Origin of the sequence: Streptomyces sp. NPDC017448 (assembly GCF_044330565.1) — a bacterium.
In the GTDB taxonomy this organism is placed as follows: Bacteria; Actinomycetota; Actinomycetes; order Streptomycetales; family Streptomycetaceae; genus Streptomyces.
Genome location: NZ_JBIRLM010000021.1, coordinates 74994 through 96069 on the forward strand (window position 1 = coordinate 74994; position 21076 = coordinate 96069).

The 21076-nt window shown below is 75.1% G+C and carries 17 protein-coding genes and 1 pseudogene; 13 read left to right on the forward strand and 5 right to left on the reverse strand.

The window, feature by feature from the left end; genetic code table 11:
- Positions 1–14 precede the first annotated feature (14 nt).
- The 8 genes from iolC to ACH4K1_RS27615 all read left to right on the forward strand — a co-directional run bounded on the left by iolC (position 15) and on the right by ACH4K1_RS27615 (position 9736).
- The gene (gene iolC / locus ACH4K1_RS27580; RefSeq protein ID WP_398092277.1) at positions 15–1220 is read left to right on the forward strand and encodes a 5-dehydro-2-deoxygluconokinase; all 1206 of its coding nucleotides are present in this window, start codon (positions 15–17) and stop codon (positions 1218–1220) included.
- Positions 1217–2125 (forward strand): deoxyribose-phosphate aldolase, encoded by a 909-nt coding sequence (locus ACH4K1_RS27585; RefSeq protein WP_398092278.1) that lies wholly within the window; start codon positions 1217–1219, stop codon positions 2123–2125. The genes iolC and ACH4K1_RS27585 overlap by 4 nt, the downstream gene beginning before the upstream one ends.
- A gap of 9 nt (positions 2126–2134) precedes the next feature.
- Positions 2135–3124: a 5-deoxy-glucuronate isomerase gene (gene iolB, locus ACH4K1_RS27590; RefSeq protein WP_398092279.1), complete on the forward strand. Its 990-nt coding sequence runs from the start codon at positions 2135–2137 to the stop codon at positions 3122–3124.
- A complete protein-coding gene (iolD, locus tag ACH4K1_RS27595) occupies positions 3121–5085 on the forward strand; it encodes a 3D-(3,5/4)-trihydroxycyclohexane-1,2-dione acylhydrolase (decyclizing) (protein ID WP_398092280.1) in 1965 nt (654 codons plus the stop codon). The genes iolB and iolD overlap by 4 nt, the downstream gene beginning before the upstream one ends.
- Before the next feature lie 34 nt (positions 5086–5119).
- Positions 5120–6622: a CoA-acylating methylmalonate-semialdehyde dehydrogenase gene (gene mmsA, locus ACH4K1_RS27600; protein WP_398092281.1), complete on the forward strand. Its 1503-nt coding sequence runs from the start codon at positions 5120–5122 to the stop codon at positions 6620–6622.
- A 109-nt stretch (positions 6623–6731) separates the two neighbouring features.
- Positions 6732–7361, forward strand: a complete 630-nt coding sequence (locus ACH4K1_RS27605) for a DUF4291 domain-containing protein (RefSeq protein ID WP_398092282.1) — start codon at positions 6732–6734, stop codon at positions 7359–7361.
- Positions 7362–7494: 133 nt separating this feature from the next.
- Positions 7495–8943 (forward strand): sensor histidine kinase, encoded by a 1449-nt coding sequence (locus ACH4K1_RS27610; RefSeq protein WP_398092305.1) that lies wholly within the window; start codon positions 7495–7497, stop codon positions 8941–8943.
- A 142-nt stretch (positions 8944–9085) separates the two neighbouring features.
- On the forward strand, positions 9086–9736 hold the full coding sequence (locus ACH4K1_RS27615) for a response regulator (protein ID WP_398092306.1): 651 nt from the start codon (positions 9086–9088) through the stop codon (positions 9734–9736).
- A 90-nt stretch (positions 9737–9826) separates the two neighbouring features.
- On the opposite strand, the pseudogene ACH4K1_RS27620 reads toward ACH4K1_RS27615, so the two are convergent.
- Positions 9827–10051 (reverse strand): annotated as a pseudogene (locus ACH4K1_RS27620) (phosphatase PAP2 family protein); the annotation flags it as partial.
- On the opposite strand from ACH4K1_RS27620, the gene ACH4K1_RS27625 reads away from it, so the two are divergent.
- Complete coding sequence (locus tag ACH4K1_RS27625) at positions 9951–10259, forward strand: hypothetical protein (protein ID WP_398092308.1); 309 nt, start codon at positions 9951–9953, stop codon at positions 10257–10259. The pseudogene ACH4K1_RS27620 and the gene ACH4K1_RS27625 sit on opposite strands and share 101 nt — an antisense overlap.
- A 252-nt stretch (positions 10260–10511) precedes the next feature.
- Here ACH4K1_RS27625 and ACH4K1_RS27630 read toward each other — a convergent pair whose 3' ends face one another.
- Entirely contained in the window at positions 10512–10934 is a 423-nt protein-coding gene (locus tag ACH4K1_RS27630) for a GNAT family N-acetyltransferase (protein WP_398092283.1), read from the reverse strand.
- Positions 10935–11077: 143 nt separating this feature from the next.
- Between ACH4K1_RS27630 and ACH4K1_RS27635 the strand changes: the two genes are divergently transcribed.
- The 4 genes from ACH4K1_RS27635 to ACH4K1_RS27650 all read left to right on the forward strand — a co-directional run bounded on the left by ACH4K1_RS27635 (position 11078) and on the right by ACH4K1_RS27650 (position 17125).
- On the forward strand, positions 11078–13732 hold the full coding sequence (locus ACH4K1_RS27635; protein WP_398092284.1) for an alpha/beta fold hydrolase: 2655 nt from the start codon (positions 11078–11080) through the stop codon (positions 13730–13732).
- Complete coding sequence (locus tag ACH4K1_RS27640; protein WP_398092285.1) at positions 13729–14634, forward strand: ABC transporter permease; 906 nt, start codon at positions 13729–13731, stop codon at positions 14632–14634. The genes ACH4K1_RS27635 and ACH4K1_RS27640 overlap by 4 nt, the downstream gene beginning before the upstream one ends.
- A 169-nt stretch (positions 14635–14803) precedes the next feature.
- The gene (locus ACH4K1_RS27645; protein WP_398092286.1) at positions 14804–16462 is read left to right on the forward strand and encodes a von Willebrand factor type A domain-containing protein; all 1659 of its coding nucleotides are present in this window, start codon (positions 14804–14806) and stop codon (positions 16460–16462) included.
- 195 nt (positions 16463–16657) lie between these two features.
- Positions 16658–17125, forward strand: a complete 468-nt coding sequence (locus ACH4K1_RS27650; RefSeq protein ID WP_398092287.1) for a DUF1772 domain-containing protein — start codon at positions 16658–16660, stop codon at positions 17123–17125.
- A 24-nt stretch (positions 17126–17149) separates the two neighbouring features.
- Here ACH4K1_RS27650 and ACH4K1_RS27655 read toward each other — a convergent pair whose 3' ends face one another.
- The 3 genes from ACH4K1_RS27655 to ACH4K1_RS27665 form a co-directional block, all read right to left on the reverse strand.
- Positions 17150–17731, reverse strand: coding sequence for a GNAT family N-acetyltransferase (locus ACH4K1_RS27655; protein WP_398092288.1), 582 nt, complete (start codon positions 17729–17731; stop codon positions 17150–17152).
- A 251-nt stretch (positions 17732–17982) separates the two neighbouring features.
- A complete protein-coding gene (locus ACH4K1_RS27660; protein WP_398092289.1) occupies positions 17983–18858 on the reverse strand; it encodes a peptidoglycan-binding protein in 876 nt (291 codons plus the stop codon).
- A gap of 464 nt (positions 18859–19322) precedes the next feature.
- Positions 19323–21017, reverse strand: a complete 1695-nt coding sequence (locus tag ACH4K1_RS27665) for a hypothetical protein (RefSeq protein WP_398092290.1) — start codon at positions 21015–21017, stop codon at positions 19323–19325.
- Between the last annotated feature and the right edge of the window lie 59 nt (positions 21018–21076).

Genomic DNA, 21076 nt, shown 5'->3' on the forward strand with positions numbered 1-21076 from the left:
TCGAAGGGACGCGCATGCCTGAGCCGTACGACGTGATCACCATGGGGCGGATCGGGGTGGACCTCTACCCGCTGGAGGTCGGGGTGCCGCTCGCCCGGGTCGAGGCGTTCGGCAAGTTCCTCGGCGGTTCCCCGGCCAACGTCGCGGTCGCGGCCTCCCGGCTGGGGCGGCGCACGGCCGTCATCACCCGGACCGGTGAGGACGCCTTCGGCGCCTACCTCCGCCGGGAACTGGAACGGTTCGGCGTTGACCCCCGGTGGGTGACGGCCGTGGCGGAGTACCCGACGCCGGTCACCTTCTGCGAGATCTTCCCGCCGGACGACTTCCCGCTGTACTTCTACCGGCAGCCCAAGGCCCCCGACCTGGAGATCCGCACCCCGGACCTGGAGCTGGACGCGGTGCGCGACGCCCGGATCTTCTGGATGACGGGCACCGGGCTCTCCGCCGAGCCGAGCCGTACCGCCACGCTCGCCGCCCTCGCCGCGCGGAACGACCGCCCGGCGAGCAGGGGGCGTACGGCGGGCCCGGGGCGTACCGCGACCGTCTTCGACCTCGACTGGCGGCCCATGTTCTGGGAGGGGGGCGACGACAGTGCCGAGGCGCCCGCGCGGTACCGCGAGGCGCTGGCCCACGCCACGGTCGCCGTCGGCAACATCGACGAGTGCGCCGTCGCGACCGGGGAACGCGAACCGTACGCCGCGGCCCGCGCCCTGCTGGCCGCCGGAGTGGAGCTCGCCGTCGTCAAACAGGGCCCCCGGGGCGTGCTCGCCGTCCACCGCGACGGCGCCACCGCCGACTGCCCGCCGCTGCCGGTCGAGGTGGTCAACGGCCTCGGTGCGGGAGACGCGTTCGGGGGCGCCCTCTGCCACGGGCTGCTCGCCGGGTGGCCCCTCGACCGCCTCGTGCGGTACGCGAACGCGGCCGGCGCCATCGTCGCCTCCCGGCTCGCCTGCTCCTCCGCGATGCCGTTCCCGGAGGAGGTGGAGAAGGCGCTCACGGCGGGTGCCGTCGCCCCGGACCCCGCCGACCCGTCCCGTCCGCCCGCCGCGGCCGACCGGGCAGCCCCCGGCGACCGGGAAGCCACCGCCCGCCGGGCCGCCCCCGGCGGCCGGGCAGCCCTCGGCGACGCGGCGGACCCCGCCGACCGGGCAGCCCCCGCCGGCCCCGCCGCCCCGCCGACCCCTCCCGTCGGCCCGGACCGCCCCGGAGCGGGTTCATGACGCCGATCGCGTCCTCCCTCTCCGCGCTGGTCGAACTGCGCGCGGAGCGGCCCGAAGCCGTGGCCGAGGCGGCCGCGCGACGGAAGCGGCGGCGGCTGGTCCGGCGCCCGGGGGACCGGCTGATGATCGTCGCGGCCGACCACCCCGCCCGCGGGGCGCTCGCCGTGGGGGACCGGTCCCTCGCCATGGCCAACCGCTTCGAACTGCTGGAGCGGCTCCGCCTCGCCCTCTCCCGCCCCGGGGTCGACGGCGTGCTCGCCTCCGCCGACGTCCTGGACGACCTGCTCCTCCTCGGGGCGCTGGAGGACAAGGTCGTGATGGGCTCGATGAACCGGGGCGGGCTGGCCGGCGCCGCGTTCGAGCTCGACGACCGGTTCACCGGCCACCGCCCCGACGACCTGGTCCGCCACGGGTTCGACGCGGGGAAGCTGCTGCTCCGCATCGACCACGACGACCCCGGGTCGCTGGACACCCTGCACGCCGCCGCCCGGACCATCGACGCGATGGCCGCGCACCGGCTGCCCGTCTTCGTCGAACCGTTCCTCTGCCGCCGCGTCGACGGCCGCCTCCGCAACGACCTGGCCCCCGGTGCGGTGGCGACCTCCATCGCCATCGCCTCCGGTCTCGCCGGGACGTCCGCGTACACCTGGCTGAAGGTCCCCGTCACCGACGAACCCGAGGCGATGGGCCGGGTGATGGAGGCGTCCACGCTGCCCGCCGTCCTGCTCGGCGGCGAGGTCGGCGACGACCAGGACGCCGCGTACGGGAGGTGGCGCGACGCGCTGCGGCTGCCCACCGTGCGGGGGCTCGTGGCCGGGCGCACCTTGCTCTACCCGGCCGACGGGGACGTGGCGCACGCGGTGGACACCGCCGTGTCGCTGCTGCGGCCGGGAAAGGAAGGGTAGGCAGGGAACATGGACACCCACCACCATGAGCGCCAACCCCACCCCGGGCACAGGCACGGGCACGAGGCCGGGCGCGGGTACGAGCACGGGCACGAGAGCGGCGGCGCCCCCTCCGCCGGCCGTCACCACCTGCCCTCCGGCAGCGCCGCGCGCGGGGCGTACGCCGTCGACATCGACCCCGGACGGGCCGGCTGGGAACGCTCGGCGCTGCGGGTGCTGGAGCTGGAGGCGGGCGGTGTTCACACGCTCGTCACCGGCGGTAGTGAATGGATCGTCCTGCCGTTGGCCGGTGGCTGTACGGTGCGTACGGCAGGCGACACCTTTGAACTGCTGGGCAGGGAGAGCGTGTTCAGCGGGGTCACCGACTTCGCCTACGTACCGCGCGACGCCCGGGCACAGATCGCCTCCGGCGCGGGAGGCCGCTTCGCCCTGGCAGGAGCGAAGTGCGAGCGACGACTCCCCGCTCGCTACGGCCCCGCGCCGGAGGTACCCGTCGAGCTGCGCGGCGCCGGAACCTGCTCGCGCCAGGTGAACAACTTCGCCGCCGCCGACACCTTCGACTGCGACCGGCTGATCGCCGTCGAGGTCCTCACCCCCGGCGGCAACTGGTCCTCCTACCCGCCCCACAAACACGACGAGGACGTGCCGGGCGAGGAGTGCGAACTGGAGGAGATCTACTACTTCGAAGTGGCGGACGGCGGGGTCGGCTACCACCGGGTCTCCCCGTCGCGCGAGGGCGGTACGGACGTGCTCGCCGAAGTGCGCGACGGGGACGTCGTCCTCATCCCCGACGGCTGGCACGGCCCGTCCATCGCCCCGCCCGGCCGCACGCTGTACTACCTGAACGTGATGGCCGGACCGGGGGAGGAGCGCGCCTGGCTGATCCGCGACCATCCCGACCACCGCTGGATCCGCGACACCTGGCCGGGCGAGCCGATCGACGCCAGACTCCCCCTCCACACGGCGCATCCGTCGCCCCGCCCGGAGGTAACGCCTTGAGCCCGACGCGTCCCGCTCACCGCCCCGCCGCTTCCCCCGGCCCGACCCGCAGGCTGACCACCGCCCAGGCCCTGGTCGCCTTCCTGGCCCGGCAGTACACCGAGCGCGACGGCCGCAGGCAGCGGCTCATCAGCGCCACGTGGGGCGTCTTCGGCCACGGCAACGTCGCGGGCCTCGGCCAGGCGCTCCTGGAGGCGGGGCCCCCACGCGGGGCGGGACCCGGCCCCGGCCACCGCATGCCGTTCCTCCAGGGCCGCAACGAACAGGCCATGGTGCACGCGGCCGTGGGGTACGCCCGCCAGTCGGGCCGGCTCTCCGCGCACGCCGTGACCACGTCCATCGGCCCGGGTGCCACCAACCTCGTCACCGGGGCCGCCCTCGCCACCGTCAACCGGCTGCCCGTCCTCCTCCTGCCCGGCGACACCTTCGCGACCCGGCCCGCCGACCCCGTACTGCAACAGCTCGAAGTGCCGTACGCGGGCGACGTGTCGGTCAACGACTGCCTGCGCCCGGTCTCGCGCTACTTCGACCGGATCACCCGGCCCGAGGCGCTGATCCCGGCGGCGCTGCAGGCCATGCGCGTCCTCGCCGACCCCGTCGAGACCGGGGCCGTCACGCTCGCCCTGCCCCAGGACGTCCAGGCGGAGGCGTACGACTGGCCGCAGGAGTTCTTCGCGGAGCGCGACTGGCACGTCCGCAGGCCCGCCCCCGACCCCGCCGAACTGGAGGCGGCCGTCCGGGCGGTCCGCTCCGCCCGCCGCCCCCTGATCGTCGCGGGCGGCGGGGTCCGGCACAGCGCCGCCGAGGAGACGCTCGCCGCGTTCACCGCCGCGACCCGCATCCCCGTCGCCTCCACCCAGGCCGGCAAGGGCGCGCTCCGCCACGACCACCCGGCCGACGTCGGCGGCATCGGCCACACCGGCACCGCCACCGCCGACGAACTGGCCCGCACCGCCGACCTGGTGATCGGCGTCGGCACCCGCTTCTCCGACTTCACCACCGCCTCCGGCACCCTTTTCGCGGACCCCGCCGTCCGCTTCCTCCACCTCAACATCGCCGCCTTCGACGCCCACAAGCTGGCCGCCCTCCCCCTGGTGGCCGACGCCCGCACGGGCCTGGAGGCGCTGACGGCGGCGCTCGCCGGACGCGGCTACCGGGTCGATCCGGCGTACGAGACGGAGTACACCGGGGCGAAGGAGGCGTGGGAGGAACGGGTCGAGGCGTCCTTCGCCGCCCCCGCCCCCACCGCGCGCCCCACCCAGACCCAGGTCCTCGGCGTCCTGGACGCCCTCGTCTCCGAGGACGACATCCTGATCAACGCCGCCGGCTCCCTCCCCGGCGACCTGCACAGACTCTGGCGGACCCGCTCCCGCGACCAGTACCACGTGGAGTACGGCTACTCCTGCATGGGCTACGAGATCCCGGCGGCGATCGGCGTCCTCCTCGCCACCCGGGCCCAGACGCCGCACCGCCCGGTCTGGGCCCTCGTCGGCGACGGCACGTACCTGATGAACCCCACCGAGATCGTCACCGCCGTCCAGGAGGGGCTGCCGCTGAAGCTGCTGATCCTCCAGAACCACGGCTACGCCTCCATCGGCGGGCTCTCCGAGGCGGTCGGCGCCGAACGCTTCGGCACCGCCTACCGCCACCGCGACGCGGACGGCGGCTTCACCGGCCCGCCGCTCCCCGTGGACCTGGCCGCCAACGCGGCCTCCCTCGGCATGCGGGTCCTGCGCGCCACGACCGTCGACGACCTGCGCACGGCGCTCTCCGAGGCGCGCGACGCCGAGGGCCCCACTTGTGTCTACGTCGAGACCGAAACGCCCGACACAGTGTCGGGCCCCCCTCCGGCACAGGCGTGGTGGGATGTCCCGGTAGCCGAGACCGCGAGCCGGCCGGCGGCGGTCCGCGCCCGTCAGGAGTACGACCGGCAGGCCGCCTCCCGCCGCCGCCACCTCTGAGCCCCCGCCCGACCGAAGTCTGAAGGAGCACGTCATGACGAAGACCGTCAACCACTGGATCGGCGGGAAGACGGCGGAGGGCGCGTCGGGCCAGTACGGTCCCGTCACGGACCCGGCCACCGGCGCGGTCACCACCCGGGTCGCGCTCGCCTCCGCGGAGGAGGTCGACGCGGCGGTCGCGGCGGCGAAGGACGCGTACGCGACCTGGGGCACGTCCTCGCTCGCCCAGCGCACCGCCGTCCTCTTCCGCTACCGCGCGCTGCTGGACGCCCGCCGCGACGACATCGCCGCGCTGATCACCGCCGAGCACGGCAAGGTGCACTCGGACGCGCTCGGCGAGGTCGCGCGCGGTCTGGAGATCGTCGAGCTGGCCTGCGGGATCACCACCCAGCTCAAGGGAGAGCTGTCCACCCAGGTCTCCAGCCGGGTCGACGTCTCCTCGATCCGCCAGCCGCTCGGCGTCGTCGCGGGCATCACCCCGTTCAACTTCCCGGCCATGGTCCCGATGTGGATGTTCCCGCTGGCCATCGCGTGCGGCAACACGTTCGTGCTCAAGCCCAGCGAGAAGGACCCCTCGGCCGCCAACCTGCTGGCCGAGCTGGCGTCGGAGGCGGGTCTTCCGGACGGGGTGCTCAACGTCGTCCACGGCGACAAGGTCGCGGTGGACGCCCTCCTCGCCCACCCCGACGTGGCCGCCGTCTCCTTCGTCGGCTCCACCCCCATCGCCCGCTACATCCACGCCACGGCCTCCGCCAACGGCAAGCGCGTCCAGGCGCTCGGCGGCGCGAAGAACCACATGCTGGTCCTTCCGGACGCCGACCTGGACGCGGCCGCCGACGCGGCGGTCTCGGCGGCGTACGGCTCCGCCGGCGAGCGCTGCATGGCGATCTCGGCGGTCGTCGCGGTCGGCGCGATCGGCGACGAACTGGTCGCGAAGATCCGCGAGCGCGCCGAGAAGATCACGATCGGCCCCGGCGACGACCCGGCCTCGGAGATGGGTCCGCTGATCACGGCCGCCCACCGCGACAAGGTCGCCTCCTACGTCACGGGCGCCGCCGCCCAGGGCGCGGAGGTCGTCCTCGACGGCACCGGGTACACCGTCGAGGGCTTCGAGGACGGCCACTGGATCGGCCTCTCCCTCCTGGACAAGGTCTCCACCGACTCCGACGCGTACAGGGACGAGATCTTCGGCCCGGTGCTGTGCGTGCTCCGCGTGGACACGTACGAGGAGGGCGTGGCCCTCATGAACGCCTCCCCGTTCGGCAACGGCACCGCGATCTTCACCCGCGACGGCGGCGCGGCCCGCCGCTTCCAGCTGGAGGTCGAGGCCGGCATGGTCGGCGTCAACGTCCCGATCCCGGTCCCGGTGGGCTACCACTCCTTCGGCGGGTGGAAGGACTCCCTCTTCGGCGACCACCACATCTACGGCAACGACGGCGTGCACTTCTACACCCGCGGCAAGGTCGTTACCACCCGCTGGCCCGACCCGGCGGACGCCCCGGCCGGCGTGGACCTGGGCTTCCCGCGCAACCACTGAGCCCGACCCGCCCGGCCCCCGTCCGCCGAAGCCGCGGGCGGGGGCCGGCCTCCGCGCCCCGGGGAAAAGCGGGTGCCCCGGCGCGGACGCCTCCCGCATCCTGTGACGCATGAACGACCCCACCCGCCCGGTCCACCCGCCCCGTTACGAGATCCGCGCCCAGCACACCGAAGCGACCGTCACCGTCTACCAGGCGTACCGGCCCGCCATCGGGCTGCCCGCCGCGCGCGACGGGCGGTTTCCCGAGGAGTGGAAACGGGACCGGATGACGTGGATCAAGCCCAGCTTCCTGTGGATGATGTACCGCTGCGGCTGGGGCGCGAAGGAGGGCCAGGAGGTCGTCCTCGCCGTCGAGATCGACCGCGCCGGGCTGACCTGGGCCCTCGCGCACGCCGAACTCTCCCACTACGTACGCGATGTGCACCCCGACGAGAAGTCCTGGAAGCAGAGCCTGCGTGCCGCGCCCGCCCGCGTCCAGTGGGATCCCGAACGCGACCTCGACCTGAACCCGCTCCCGTACCGCTCCCTCCAGCTCGGACTGAGCGGCGAGGCCGCCCGCCGGTACGCCGACGAGTGGACGGTGGCCATCCGCGACGTGACACCGCTGGCCCGCGAGGTACACGCGGCGGTCCGGGCCGGGGAGCGGGAGCGCGCCGCCGCCCTGCTGCCCGTGGAGACGCCGCTCGACCTTCCCGCGCCCCGGCCGGTGGCAGCCGCCCCCTCGGCCGCGGAGAGGTGACTTTCGGCAGTGCCGCCGGGACCTGGGCCTCCGTAGCCTCTCCCGGGTGAACAAGCTCTCCCTTCCCCAGAGGACGTCCGCAGCCGCCGGCCGGGGGACCGGCCCGCGCTGGGCGGACCCGGGAGGTCTCCTGGTGCCCGCCACGGCCGCGTTCGGCGCGCTGAGCCTGGTGGGGTGGTGGTGGGGTCTGCCGGCCGCGATCGCCGCGTTCGCCGCAGGGCGGGGCCCGGGGCGCGCCCGGACCCTCGTCCTCTGTCTGGCCGGGGCGCTCGTCGCCGGGGCGGTGGCAGTGGTCGTCGTGCCGTCCCTGCTCGCGCTCGCCCCGCAGTTCGTCGCGGTCGTCGTCCTCGCCGTGCTGGTGCCCTGGTTCGTGGGGCGGTTCTCCCGCCAGTACCGGGAACTGGTCCAGGCCGGCTGGGAGCGGGCCGAACAGATGGAGCGGGAGCGCCGGTTGGTCGCCGAGCAGGCGAGACTGCTGGAGCGGGCCCGGATCGCCCGGGACATGCACGACGTGCTGGGCCACGACCTGAGCCTGATCGCCCTGTCGGCCGGCGCGCTGCAACTGGCTCCCGGCCTGGACGAAGGGCACCGCCGGGCCGCCCAGGACATCCGGGGCAGGGCCGCGGCGGCGGTGGAGCGCCTGGGAGAGGTGATCGGCGTGCTCCGCGAGGAGAGCGAGGGGTCGCCCCGGGGGCCGGAGGACGGCGACATCGCCCGGCTCGTCGCTGACGCCGCCGCCTCCGGGCTCCCCGTCGAACTGTCCGTGGACGGTGAGCCGGTGGAGCCGCCGCCCGCCGTCGCGCGCGCCGCACACCGGGTGGTCCAGGAAGGGCTGACCAACGCAGCCAAGCACGCGCCGGGCGCGCCGGTGAACGTCGAGCTCGCGCACACGGCGACCGAGACGCGGGTGACGGTCCGCAACGGGGCCGCCCCCGCACCCGCCTCCGCCGGAGCGGGGGCGCGGACCGGGTCGCCCTCCTCGCACGCCCCCGGCCCGCTGCCCGTGCGGGGCGGCCGTGGACTCATCGGGCTGGACGAGCGCGTCCGCCTCGTCGGCGGCACCCTCGACCACGGCTGCCCGGACGGCGGCTTCACCCTCACCGCCCGGCTGCCCCACCACGCCCCCGCCCAGCCGCGGCAGCCGTTCCCCCGGACGGGCCCCGACGACGGCGCGCCGGGCGGTGCGCCGGGACATGCGCCGGGACGTGCGCCCACCGGGTACCGGCGGGCCCGGAGGCGTGTCCGGCGCGCCCTGCTCACCGCCGTGGCGGTGCCGTCGGTGGTGGGCGCGGTCCTGCTCGCCGGGGTGGGGACGTGGGAGACGGTGGCCGCCTCCCGGTCCGTCCTCGACCCGCGCGACTACGCTCGCCTGCGCGTGGGGCAGGATCGGTCGGAGGTACGAAAGGTGCTGCCGGACCGGCAGGCGCCGGAGCGCCCGGCGGGGTCCGGGCCGGAGGAACGAGGGGTGGCGTGCGAGTTCTACGCGATGACGGCCGACCGTTTCGACGACCGGTCCGGGGACGTGTACCGGCTCTGCTTCCGGGACGGCAGGCTGGCCTCCCGCGACGCCCTGACGCCGTGAGCCCCCGATGACCGCCGCCCCCGCGTCCGGTGCCGACCCGTCCCGGGCCCCGGCGCCCGACGGTCGCGCGCCGGTCGGAGCCGCCGCCCCCGCTCCCGCGCGGCCGGACCCCGTCCGGGTGCTCGTCGCCGACGACGAGCCCATGATCCGCGCCGGTGTACGGGCGGTGCTCGCCACCGACCCCGGCATCGAGGTCGTCGCCGAGGCGGCCGACGGGCACGAGGCCGTCGAGCTGGTCCGGGCCCACCGTCCGCACGTGGCCGTCCTCGACGTGCGGATGCCGAGGACCGACGGCATCGACGCCGCCGCCGAGATCAGGCGTTCCCTGCCCGCCACCGGCGTCGTCATGCTGACCACGTTCGGTGAGGACGACTCCATCCTGCGGGCGCTCGGCGCGGGGGCCGCCGGATTCCTGATCAAGTCCGGTGAACCCGAGGAACTCCTCGCCGGGGTGCGCGCCGTGGCCGAAGGCGCCGCCTATCTGTCACCGAAGGTCGCCGCCCGGGTGGTCGCGCACCTCGCCGCCACCGGGGCCGGGGAGCGGGCCGGCCGACGGGACGCCGCCCGGGAGCGGGTCGCCGGGCTGACGCCCAGGGAACGCGAAGTGCTCTCGTACCTGGGCGGCGGACTGTCCAACGGGCAGATCGCCCGGCGGCTGCACCTGGTGGAAGGAACGGTCAAGGCGTACGTCAGCTCCGTCCTGGCCCGCCTCGGCGTCGACAACCGGGCGGCGGCCGCCGTCGTCGCCCACGAGGCCGGCATCCTGCCCCCACCACCGCCCGAGCAGCGCTGAGACCAGCAGCGCGGCGGGACGGCCCAGCGCCAGGAGCACCGCCGCGGCGACCGCCCCGCCGAGCAGGGCGCCCGCGACCACGTCGTGCGGGTAGTGGACCCCCACCAGGACCCGCAGCAGCGCCGCCGCCACCGCGACCGGCAGCGTGACGGCGGCCAGCCGGGGCCGCCGCACCGCCAGCCCCACGGCGAGGGCGGCGGCCAGGGTGGCGTGGTTGCTCGGGAACGACCAGTCGCCCGGCTCCGGGCAGGCGGCGACCGCCTCGGCCCCGTCCACCGCCCGGCACGGCCGTTCCTCGTCCACGACCGGCTTCAACGCCTCGCTGACCGCGTACGCCACCACCGTCCCGACGCCGATCAGCACGGCCCCCGCCACCGCGCCCGCCTCCCTCCGGCGCAGCGCCCCCCAGCAGACCCCGAGCAGGAGCAGGCCCAGGGCGATCAGCGTGGCCTCCGAACACAGCTCCAGGAGGTGGCCCAGCCACCCCGGTGCGTCGTCGACGGCCTCCGTCAGCGAGCGGTAGGCGGAGACGGACGCCCCCTCCGTGACCTCGACCGGACCGGGCCGCCCCAGACCGCCGGGCCACAGCAGTCCGATCCCGGCCGCCGCCGCCCCCAGGAGTGCGGCCGACCCGAACAACCGGGCCGGCCAGTGGTGTTGATGTGTGTGCTGTGCCATGCGGCGAACGTACGGAGACGACGCGGCCCGGCGCGGGAGCCGAAGGGCAGGTGCGGCCCCCGACGAACGTCGGGGTTGACTCCGGGGAGCACCCCTTCTACCGGGCGCCGTCCCCGAACTCCCACACCAGCATCGCGAACCGCCCGTCGTCCCCCGCCCCCGCCGACCGGTACGTCGCGAGCGCCGCCTCGTTGTCCTCCTCCACGCCGACCCACTGGTCGTAGCACTCCCGCTCCCGGGCGAGGTCCACCAGCGCCAGCGTCAGGGCCCTGCCGATGCCCCGGCGGCGGAACGGTTCGTCCACCGCGAGTTCGTACAGGCACATCTCCGCGCCCTTGTCCGGGTGCAGCATCTCGATGCCCGAGACGAAGCCCGCGGGTGTGCCGTCCACGTACGCGATCAGCATCACGTGACCGTCCGCCGCGAGAAAGCGGGCGGCCCACTCCTCACGGGGCGGTGCGTCGTAGAGGTGGCCGGCGGCCAGCAGTTCCGTGACGGTCGTGGCGCGGCGGATGTCCACAATGGCCTCCCGGGGCAAAGGTCCTGCGGGCATTCTGTACCGCGTCCGGAGTACGGGGGAGGCGCACCGTACCTCTCAGGGAGGCCCCGCACCTCACCCCGGCGGCCCCCGGTCGGCTCGCGTCCTCCGTTTAGGGTCGAGGGATGGAGACCCCTACTGTTCGACGGCGGCGGCTGCTGCCCCGTACACCTGGCCGGTGGGCCGCGGTCGGCGCCGCGCTCGCCGTGCTCGTGGGCGGCGGCGCCTGGGCCGCCGTCGCCGACGACGGAGCGCCCACCGTGCGGCGCGAGGACCGGGCGCTGCGCATGGACGGGGTGCCCATCGACACCTCGTACTTCCACACCGGGGGCTCCGGCAAGCGGCCCGCCGTGCTCATCGGGCACGGCTTCGGCGGCAGCAAGAACGACGTACGGGCCCAGGCGGAGAAGCTGGCGGCGGACGGGTACGCGGTGCTGACCTGGTCGGCGCGCGGCTTCGGCAGGTCCGGCGGGAAGATCACCCTCAACGACCCCGACCACGAGGTCAAGGACGTCTCCCGGCTCATCGACTGGCTCGCGGAGCGCCCCGAGGTCCAGCTCGACGAGGAGGGCGACCCCCGCGTCGGCCTCACCGGCGCCTCCTACGGCGGGGCCGTCTCCCTGCTCGCCGCCGGGCACGACCGGCGGGTCGACGCCGTCGCGCCCGCCATCACCTACTGGAACCTCGCCGACGCCCTCTTTCCGGACGGGGTGTTCAAGAAGCTCTGGGCCGGGATCTTCATCACCACGGGCGGCGGCTGCGAGCGGTTCGAGAAGCGGCTCTGCGCGATGTACGAACGGGTCGCCGTCAGCGGCAAGCCCGACGCGGCGGCGGTGGAGCTGCTCACCGAACGCTCCCCGTCCGCCGTCGCCGACCGCATCACGGTCCCCGCGCTGCTCCTCCAGGGCCAGTCCGACTCCCTCTTCCCGCTCGGCCACGCCGACGCCATGCAGAAGGCCATCAGCGCCAACGGCGCACCGGTCTCCGTCGACTGGATCGCGGGCGGCCACGACGGCGGCGACAGCGAGACCGGGCGGATCCAGAGCCGGGTCAACGCCTGGTTCGACCGGTATCTCAAGGAGGACACCGGCGCCGGCACCGGGCCCGCCTTCCGCGTCAGCCGTACCGGAGGCGTCGACTCCACCGACGGGGCCGCCCTCCTGCGCGGGGCCTCCGGCACCGCCTACCCGGGGCTGCGCGGCGGCGGCCGGCCCATCGCCGTCGGCGGCGGCACCCAGACCTTCCGCAACCCGGCCGGAGCCGCGCCGCCCGCCATCTCCGCCGTGCCCGGCGTCGGCGGCGGCCTCGCCCGGCTCTCCTCCCTCGGCGTCGGGCTCTCGCTCGACTTCCCCGGCCAGTCCGCCCGCTTCGAGTCCGCCCCGCTGCCCACCTCCGTACGCGTCACCGGCACGCCCACCGTGAAGGTGAACGTCACGGCGGACGGCGACCGGGACGCGGTGCTCTTCGGCAAGGTGTACGACGTGGCGCCGGACGGCAGGCAGCAGGTGCTGCCCCACCAGCTCGTCGCCCCCCACCGGATCACCCCCGACCGGCAGGGCAGGCCGATCGAACTGGCGCTGCCCGCCGTGGACCACGAGTTCGACGCCGGACACCGCATGCGGCTGGTGTTCTCCGCCACCGACCTCGGCTACGCCTCCCCGGCCGAGCCCGCCACGTACACCGTCACCGCCGACGGGCCGCTCACCGTCCCCACCGCGCCCGCCGTGAAGACCGCGGCCGCCGCGCTCCCGTGGTGGACCTGGGGCCTTCCGGCCGCCGCCCTCGTCATCGCGGCCGTACTCCTGCTCACCGCCCGCCGCCGCACCGCGACGCCCGCACCGGACCCCGGACTCACCGACGTACCGCTCCAGATCACCGGGCTCTCGAAGAAGTACGCCAAGTCGGTGGACCGGTACGCGGTGCGCGAGCTCTCCTTCCGCGTCGAGCGGGGCCAGGTCCTCGGGCTCCTCGGCCCCAACGGCGCGGGCAAGACGACCACGTTGCGGATGCTCATGGGGCTCATCAGCCCCGACGCGGGCGAGATCCGGGTCTTCGGACAGGCCATCAGGCCCGGTGCGCCGGTGCTCTCCCGGGTCGGGGCGTTCGTGGAGGGCGCCGGCTTCCTCCCGCACCTCTCCGGGCGCGCCAACCTCGACCTGTACTGGCAGGCCACCGGCCGCCCCGCCGAGGACGCCCACATCGACGAGGCCCTGGAGATCGCCGGGCTCGGGGACGCGCTCGCCCGCGCGGTGCGGACGTACTCCCAGGGCATGCGGCAGCGGCTCGCCATCGCCCAGGCCATGCTCGGCCTGCCGGACCTGCTGATCCTCGACGAGCCGACCAACGGGCTCGACCCGCCGCAGATCCGCGAGATGCGGGACGTGATGATCCGGTACGCGGCCGGCGGCCGGACCGTGATCGTCTCCAGCCACCTCCTGTCCGAGGTGGAGCAGTCCTGCACCCACCTGGTCGTCATGGACCGGGGCCGGCTCGTCCAGGCCGGCCCGGTCGCCGAGATCACCGGCTCCGGCGACATGATCCTGGTGACCACGGCGGAGGAGGTGTCCGAGCCGCTGGCGGAGAAGGTCGCCGCCCTGCCCGGCATCGGCTCCGCCGTCCGCACCGACGACGGGCGCGGGCTCCTCGTCCGCCTGGACGGGGCCACCACCGCGCGGCTGGTGGCCGACCTGGTGCGGCTCGACGTCCCGGTCACCGGCGTCGGCCCGCACCGCCGCCTGGAGGACGCCTTCCTCACCCTGATCTCCCAAGGAGCAGCATGAGCGCCCCCGTCCAGCCCCCCGAGGCCCGGGTGGCGGCCGAACACCCCGAGGCCCCCGGTTACCGCGCCGGGCGCACGCTCCCGCTCAGGGTCGAGGCCATGCGCCAACTGCGCAGGCGGCGCACCCTGCTCATGGGCGGGGTGCTCGCCGCCCTGCCCTTCATCCTGATCATCGCCTTCGCGATCGGCGGCACGCCGGACGGCGAGGACGGCGGCGGCCGGGGCGGCGGGCGGATCAACCTCATGGACGTGGCCACCGAGTCCGCCGCCAACTTCGCGGCCACCTCGCTGTTCGTCTCGGCCGGGTTCCTGCTGGTGATCCCGGTGGCCCTGTTCTGCGGGGACACCGTCGCCTCCGAGGCGAGCTGGTCCTCGCTGCGCTACCTCCTCGCCGCGCCGGTGCCGCGCGTCCGGCTGCTGTGGTCGAAGCTCGTCGTCGCGCTGGGCTTCAGCCTGGCCGCGATGGTGCTGCTGCCCGTCGTCGCGCTGGCGGCGGGCACGGCCGCCTACGGGTGGGGCCCGCTGAAACTGCCCACCGGTGGAGAGCTGGCCGCCGGGGACGCCGTGCCGCGCCTGGCGATCGTCGTGGCGTTCATCTTCGTCTCCCAACTGGTCACCGCCGGGCTGGCGTTCTCGCTCTCCACCAGGACGGACGCGCCGCTCGGCGCGGTCGGCGGGGCGGTCTTCCTCACCATCGTCGGCAATGTGCTCGACGCGGTGACCGCGCTCGGCTCCTGGCGCGACTTCCTGCCCGCGCACTGGCAGTTCGCCTGGGCCGACGCGCTCCAGCCGCACCTGGAGTGGGGCGGCATGATCAAGGGTGCGGCCGTCTCAGTGTCGTACGCCCTGGTGCTGTTCGCGCTGGCCTTCCGCGGGTTCAGTCGTAAGGACATCGTGTCCTGAACCTGATGTTCCGGGGTTTGCCGTCCGCCGACCGGTGCCGTGCCGCCCCCGGCCGCCCGCTGTTGCCGCATCGAGACGCTTCCGCAACGCTTTCGCCGACTCCGGCGGGCGGCCCCGTACGTCACATTCACAGATGTCGAGGACATCGTGACGACGTGGGGGGTTACGCATGCACCAGACCGACCGACGACACGGGAAGCGGGACGCGAGGCGGGCGGGGGCCGTGGCGCTCCTGCTGGCGGGAGCCGTGGCGCTCACCGCGTGCAGCGCCGGGGGCAGCGGCTCGGACGGCACCCGGGACGTCAGCTCGGGCAAGCGCCAGGGGCAGGGGCCGTCCGGCGGCGGGCAGCCCGCGCCGGACGCCGTGCCGCCCGGGACGGGCCGGCCGGCCGCGCCGGGGGGCGGAGGGGCCGACGGCGCCGCCGAGGCGAAGCCCGAGGCGCCCGACTACCTCTCGACCTTCGCCCTGGACGTGGACACCGCCAGCTACGGCTACGCCCGCCGCACCCTGGGCGACGGCCGGCTGCCCGCCCCCGGGGAGATCCGCCCCGAGGAGTTCGTCAACAGCTTCCGCCAGGGGTACGAACGGCCGAAGGGCTCCGGCTTCACGGTGAACGTCGACGGGGCGCGGATGGGCGGCGGGAAGGCCGGGGGCGGCGGAAGCGGAGCCTCCGACTGGTCGCTGATCCGTGTCGGCCTGGCCACCGAGGCCGCCCCGAAGGCCGCCGAACGCCCGCCCGCCGCCCTCACCTTCGTCATCGACGTCTCGGGGTCCATGGCCGAGCCCGGCCGCCTCGACCTGGTCCGCAGCTCCCTGGAGATCCTCACCGACGAACTGCGCGACGACGACTCCCTCTCCCTGGTCACCTTCAGCGACGAGGCCGAGACCCGGCTGCCGATGACCCGCCTCCAGGGCAACCGGAACCGGATCAAGGACGTGGTGGAGGAGCTGCGCCCCGCCCAGTCCACCAACGTCGGGGCAGGGATCACCCTCGGCTACGAGGAAGCGGTCGAGGGCCACCGCGAGGGCGCGACCAACCGGGTGGTGCTCCTCTCCGACGCCCTCGCCAACACCGGCGACACCGAGGCCGAGAGCATCCTGGAGAAGATCGACTCCGCCCGCCGCGAGCACGGCATCACCCTCTTCGGCGTCGGCGTCGGCAGCGAGTACGGCGACGCGTTCATGGAGCAGCTCACCAACAAGGGCGACGGGAACACCACGTACATCGGGGACGAGGAGCAGGCCCGCAAGGTCTTCGTCGACCAGCTCCCCGCCCACCTGGAGATCCGGGCCCGCGACGCCAAGGCCCAGGTGGCGTTCGACCGGAAGACGGTGAAGCAGTTCCGGCTGGTCGGCTACGAGAACCGCAAGGTCGCCGACGACGACTTCCGCGACGACGGCGTCGACGGCGGGGAGGTCGGCCCCGGCCACACGGTGACCGCTCTGTACGCCGTACGGCTGCGCGAGGGCGCGTCCGGCAGGGTGGCCGAGGCGACCGTGCGGTGGCTCGACCCCGAGACCCGCGAAGCGCGCGAGGAGACGGGGACCGTACGGACCGGGTCGCTCGAAGAGCCGTTGTGGGGCGGGGCCGGTGACCGGCTCCAAGTGGCAGCCGTTGCCGCCTACTTCGCCGACCACCTGCGGGGCGGCGACCTGCCCGGCGCACCCGGACTGGGCGAACTCGCCTCCCGGGCGGCCGATCTGGCGGAGGCGACCGAGGACGGCTCCGTACGGAAGCTGGCCACGGCCATCGGCCAGGCGGACCGCCTCAAGGGCGGCGCCGGACGGGGTGACGGACCGGAACCGGACGAGGGCGAGATCGGCTGAGACGGGCCACCCGCCCGCACCGGGGCCCGGGGCCCGAGGCCCGGTGCGGGCGCACCCGGGGCCGAGGTCCCGGCCGCTCACACCCGGGTCGGACGTCCCGGCCGTCTGGCCCCGGCCCGGGCGGCCGGGCCCGGGCGGCCCGGCCGGTTCGCACAGTCGGTCGAAATAGGGCCCTGCGAACGGCGGTTCCAGGCCATGATGTCCGCCATGACCTCTCTCTTCCTGGTGCTCGCCACGATCGTCAACGGCCTCTACGCGGGCTTCATGCTGACCTTCCTGATCGCGATCATGCCCGGCCTCGCGGAGTTGACGGACCAGCAGTTCACCGCCGCCATGCGCCGTTTCAACGAGAAGGTCCCCGGCCCGGCCTTCCTGGTCCTGTTCCTCGGCGTCGTCGTCCTGCCCGCCGCCGCGTTCCTCACCGGCCTGGGCGAGCACGACGAGGTGACCGGCCCCGCCGTCCTGGCGGCCCTGATCTGCGTGATCGTGGGACATCTGATCACCGTGATCGGCAACATCCCGCTCAACAACGCCCTCGCCGCCTCCGAGGGCGGCGACGACAGCGCGGCCCGTGCCGCCTTCGAGCCCCGCTGGAACACCCTGCACCAGGTGCGCACCGCGTTCTCGCTGGTGGCATGCGCCCTGCTGGCCGTCGCGCTGTAGAGATCCGGGCGAGGGGCGGTGGAGCTACCGGCCGCCCGTTCCCGCCTCCACCCCGGCCCCGCCCGGGTGGCCGGGGCCGAGCAGCACCACGAGAGCGGCCTTGCCGGGCACGGACACGTCCACCCGCCGCCAGCCGGTCCGCTCGTACAACCGCAGTGCCGCCTCCGCCCGTACGGAGGTCAGCAGCCAGCAACGGCCCCCCGGGGCGCGCCCGGCCACCGCCTCCAGCAGGGACGCACCGACCCCCGCCCCGTGCGCCTCCGGCGCGACCGCGAGCTCGTTCACCTCCAGCGCCCCGCACAGCCACGCCCGCGTCCGCTCGGGCCCCAGGGCTTCGGCGACCTGCCCGTAGGAACGGTCGGCAGGGAAGGCCGCCGGGGTGATCCAGGCCGTGGCGAAACCGGTGACCGCCCCACCGGACATCGACACCGCCGCCGTGAACCCGGGCCGCAGCACGTCCCGCGCCAGCCGCCGGACGTACCCGTCGGCCGCCGACGGGTCCTCGTTCCAGGGCGGTTCCGCGAAGGCCCGCGCGTACACGTCGCGGACTCCCCCGGCGTACCGGAGCAGCTCCTCCGGCCCCACCGTCTCCACTCCGGTCGTCATCGCCCCGCCCCTCCGCCTCCGCCCGGACCCCGCCACCCGGCCGCCCGGTTCGGGCCGCCGGCATCGTGGACCACCCTAGGGCCTGTCGCCCAACCACCGTCCGCCGGGCGGGCGTTGCTTTCCCGCCGCCCGTCCGGCGAGAAGCCCGGCGCGGCCCGGGGCCCGGCCGGGGGCGGGGCCGTCCTGCGGAGCGGGCCGGCCCCCTTCCGGGCGGGGCGGAGGCCGGTCCGGAAGGGCCGGTCCGGGGCCGCTCACACGTTGGGCACCTTGAGCCGGTCCCAACTGCTCTTCCCGGGGATGCCGTCCGCGTCCCCGCCCGTGTAGCCCAGCTTGCGCTGCCAGGCGGCGTACGACTTCCGGTCGGACTCGGACCAGGCGGGCCCCGGCCCCACCGTGTACCGGCCGCAGCCCTCGGCCACCAGCCGCTTGCCCATCGCCGTGACGATCGCGCTCCGGCGGCCGACCGCGAAGAACGCGGCCCCCGGGAACGGCTCGTACTTCGGTCTCGGCGGCGGATCGGCGGGGCCGTCCGGCGCACCGCCCAGCCGCTTGGCGACCCGGCCGCGCATCGCGTTCATGGTGAACCCGCGCGGATCGACCTTGCCCGGCTGCCACTCCAGATGGCCGATCACCGACCGCTCCGACCAGCCGTGCGCCCGGCAGACGGCGGCCGCGGCCCGCTCGATCGCCAGCAACTGGGCCGACGGCCAAGGGTCCTTGCCGTCACCGAGGTTGATGCACTCGAAGCCGTAGAAGTGCCGGTTGCCGTCGGTGTTGGCCTCGTTGTCCGGGGGCAGCGCCTTCTCCGCGACGACGGCGCGCAGGACGTCGTCGTCGCCGAGCCCGGCGTGGTTGGCCCGCCCGTTCCCCACGAGGTGGACGGTCCCGTCCTTGGCGATGACGCCGTGGCAGAGCGGGCCGGGCAGGGCCGAGTGGCCGTTGTAGCAGAGCTCGACGGAGGACGCGGTGCCCGAGGAGACGGTGTGATGGATCATGACACCGTGCGTCGGGCCCCACGGCCCTTTGTGGTTGCGGTTGTTGGTGCGCCAGCTCCGGTGCTCGACGACGTGGAGTCCTTCGTCGCGGAGGGCTTTGAGCAGCTTGTCGGCGGACAACGGCGTCGCCATCGCGGCGCTCCTTTCCCTGGTGGTGCGTAGATCACGCGGGTGCTTCGGCGTGCGTCCGGGCGGGGCCGGCGCATGGGCGGCGATCCGGAGACCGCGGCCGCCGCGCCGGGCGGCACAGCGGCCGGGAGCGCTCTCGGGTGGAGATTCCGCCGTCGGCCTCCCCGATCGATTTGCCCGTTCCCACGCCCTGCCGAACGTCCCGTCGGGCGGAAGGTTTCGCCTTTTCCGCACCCCCGACCGGGCAGGTTCGAACTCCTGCCCGAGGTTTGGCTCCCGGAAAGAAGTGACATCCCCGGCCGGGGCATATCGGTCGCCTCCGTGCCACCGTTCCCCGCGCGCCTCACGCGCCCCCTCCACGCCTCCCCGCACACCCTGATCCGCTTCCGGACGCGCCCCGGCCCCGCACCCGGCCCGGAGGGGGCCGCGTGCGGGGCCGGCGGCTCCGCGCTGTCCGCGCCTGCTGCTCAGCCCGTGCAGGTCGCCTTGATCGCCGATATCGCGTGGTGCTCGTAGTTGCTGTCCCGGCCCCGGTCGTGGATGCGGACGGAGAGCTTCTTGGCCTCGATGGGGAACGTGCCCGGCACGTTGTACCAGGTGCCCCGGCGGTCCTGCTGGTTGAGGTAGAAGGAGCCCACCAGGTTGCCGCTCCGGGGCAGGAACCGGTCGTACACCGTGTAGTAGCTCGGGTCGCCGCCGACCCGCACGATGTCCGAACTGCCGGGCACGTGGACGGAGATGCTGCACTTCCTGGCGGAGTCGGGCAGGTCGAACAGCCAGGTCGCCGAGCCGCCCGAGTCCTTGGAGGAACTGCCGGACATGGGCATGGAGAGGTACTTGCCCTCGCAGCCGTAACCGCCGAAACCACCGCTGTGGGTGGCCCAGCCCTCCTTGCCGTCGCTGTAGTAGCCGTCCCGCTGGAAGCGCTGGGTGGGGCACTCGGGGCCGGACACCCCGCTGTACACGACGGTGGACGCCGTCTTGGGCTGCGCCTGGGGTGTGGGGTTGGTCGCGGGCGTCTTGGCGGGGCTGTCCGGGCCCGCAGTCGCCGGAGCCTTCGCACCGGAACTGCTCTTCTCCGTCGAGCCGGCCGCGTCCGTGGCGCCCTTCGTCGTCCCGGCGCCCGTGGCGCCCTTGCCGCCGCCCCCCTTCTCGGCCTTCGGACCGGCGGACCCGTCCGCCCGCCGCGGCTTGTCGCCCGTGTCCGCGCCCACGTGGTTGGCGGGGCCCTTGTCACCCCGGACCGGCGGAACGTCCTTCCGAGGGGCGCCGGGAACCCGTACGCCGTCGGGGCCGGCGGGGTCGGTGCCCGGCACGTACCCGCCCTCCTGGCCGTCCTGCTTCCACGCGGCGGCCGCCGCCCGGCGCGTGGGCTCGGCGTCGTCCTTCTGGGCGGCCGCCACGACGAACGGGGCCCCGAGGAGCAGCGCACCGGCGAAAGCGGCGGCCACCACCATGGGACGCGACACCCGGCCGGGGCGCTCCGGTGCGCCGCCCTCCGCCGCCGCGGCGCTGTCGGGCGGGCTCGTGGCAGTGGCGGTGGTGGTGGTCGCGGCGGCGGCCGTGGACGCGGTGGCGGCGGCCGGCTCGGCGGCGCTCTCCGCGGAGGCCGCGGCCGTGGCGGGCGGAGCCGTGGGAGCCGCCCGCTCGGGGGCTGCCGCCTTGGCCGCCGCCTTCTCGGCCGCCGTCTCCGGGGCCTCGGCAGCCGGTGACGTGCTCGTCCGAACCGCCTCCTCCGCGGCGCCTGCCGAGGCCGCCGCGCCGGTGGCCGCCGCGGACGCCGTGGCGGGGGCCGGGACCGCCTCGTCGCGGGCCGCCACCGTCTCCTCGCCCTCCGGCCGCCCATCGGGCCCGGAGGTGTTCCTGCCGATGGAGACCCCGGCCGCGTGCACCACCGCCGGAGCCTGGGCCGCCGGCTCGTCGGCCTCCCCGGGACCGGACGCGGACGAGGTCGGCGTCCGCGCGCCGCCGCCGTCCCCGGCGACCGTGGTGGCCCCGCCCTGGGTCGCCGTCCGCGCGGACGGGGTGCCTATGCTCCCCGGAACCGCGCCCTGCGCGCTGCCGGGAGCCGTGCCGCCCGAGGGAGCGCCCCGGCTGTCACCGGACTCACTCTCCTCGCTGGACCGCTGTTGCTTCACAGGTCGTCCCTCTTCTCCTGCCATGGGCTCTTCTCGTCCTCTTGGATCGTCGCGGGGAGGGTTCGGTTGCCTCCGCCGAGCGA

Coding starts and splice junctions, on each gene's coding strand:
- iolC (WP_398092277.1), top strand. CDS start 15: ATGCCTGAGCCGTACGACGTGATCACCATGGGGCGGATCGGGGTGGAC.
- ACH4K1_RS27585 (WP_398092278.1), top strand. CDS start 1,217: ATGACGCCGATCGCGTCCTCCCTCTCCGCGCTGGTCGAACTGCGCGCG.
- iolB (WP_398092279.1), top strand. CDS start 2,135: ATGGACACCCACCACCATGAGCGCCAACCCCACCCCGGGCACAGGCAC.
- mmsA (WP_398092281.1), top strand. CDS start 5,120: ATGACGAAGACCGTCAACCACTGGATCGGCGGGAAGACGGCGGAGGGC.
- ACH4K1_RS27605 (WP_398092282.1), top strand. CDS start 6,732: ATGAACGACCCCACCCGCCCGGTCCACCCGCCCCGTTACGAGATCCGC.
- ACH4K1_RS27615 (WP_398092306.1), top strand. CDS start 9,086: ATGATCCGCGCCGGTGTACGGGCGGTGCTCGCCACCGACCCCGGCATC.
- ACH4K1_RS27635 (WP_398092284.1), top strand. CDS start 11,078: ATGGAGACCCCTACTGTTCGACGGCGGCGGCTGCTGCCCCGTACACCT.
- ACH4K1_RS27640 (WP_398092285.1), top strand. CDS start 13,729: ATGAGCGCCCCCGTCCAGCCCCCCGAGGCCCGGGTGGCGGCCGAACAC.
- ACH4K1_RS27645 (WP_398092286.1), top strand. CDS start 14,804: ATGCACCAGACCGACCGACGACACGGGAAGCGGGACGCGAGGCGGGCG.
- ACH4K1_RS27650 (WP_398092287.1), top strand. CDS start 16,658: ATGATGTCCGCCATGACCTCTCTCTTCCTGGTGCTCGCCACGATCGTC.
- ACH4K1_RS27655 (WP_398092288.1), bottom strand. CDS start 17,731: ATGACGACCGGAGTGGAGACGGTGGGGCCGGAGGAGCTGCTCCGGTAC.
- ACH4K1_RS27660 (WP_398092289.1), bottom strand. CDS start 18,858: ATGGCGACGCCGTTGTCCGCCGACAAGCTGCTCAAAGCCCTCCGCGAC.
- ACH4K1_RS27665 (WP_398092290.1), bottom strand. CDS start 21,017: ATGGCAGGAGAAGAGGGACGACCTGTGAAGCAACAGCGGTCCAGCGAG.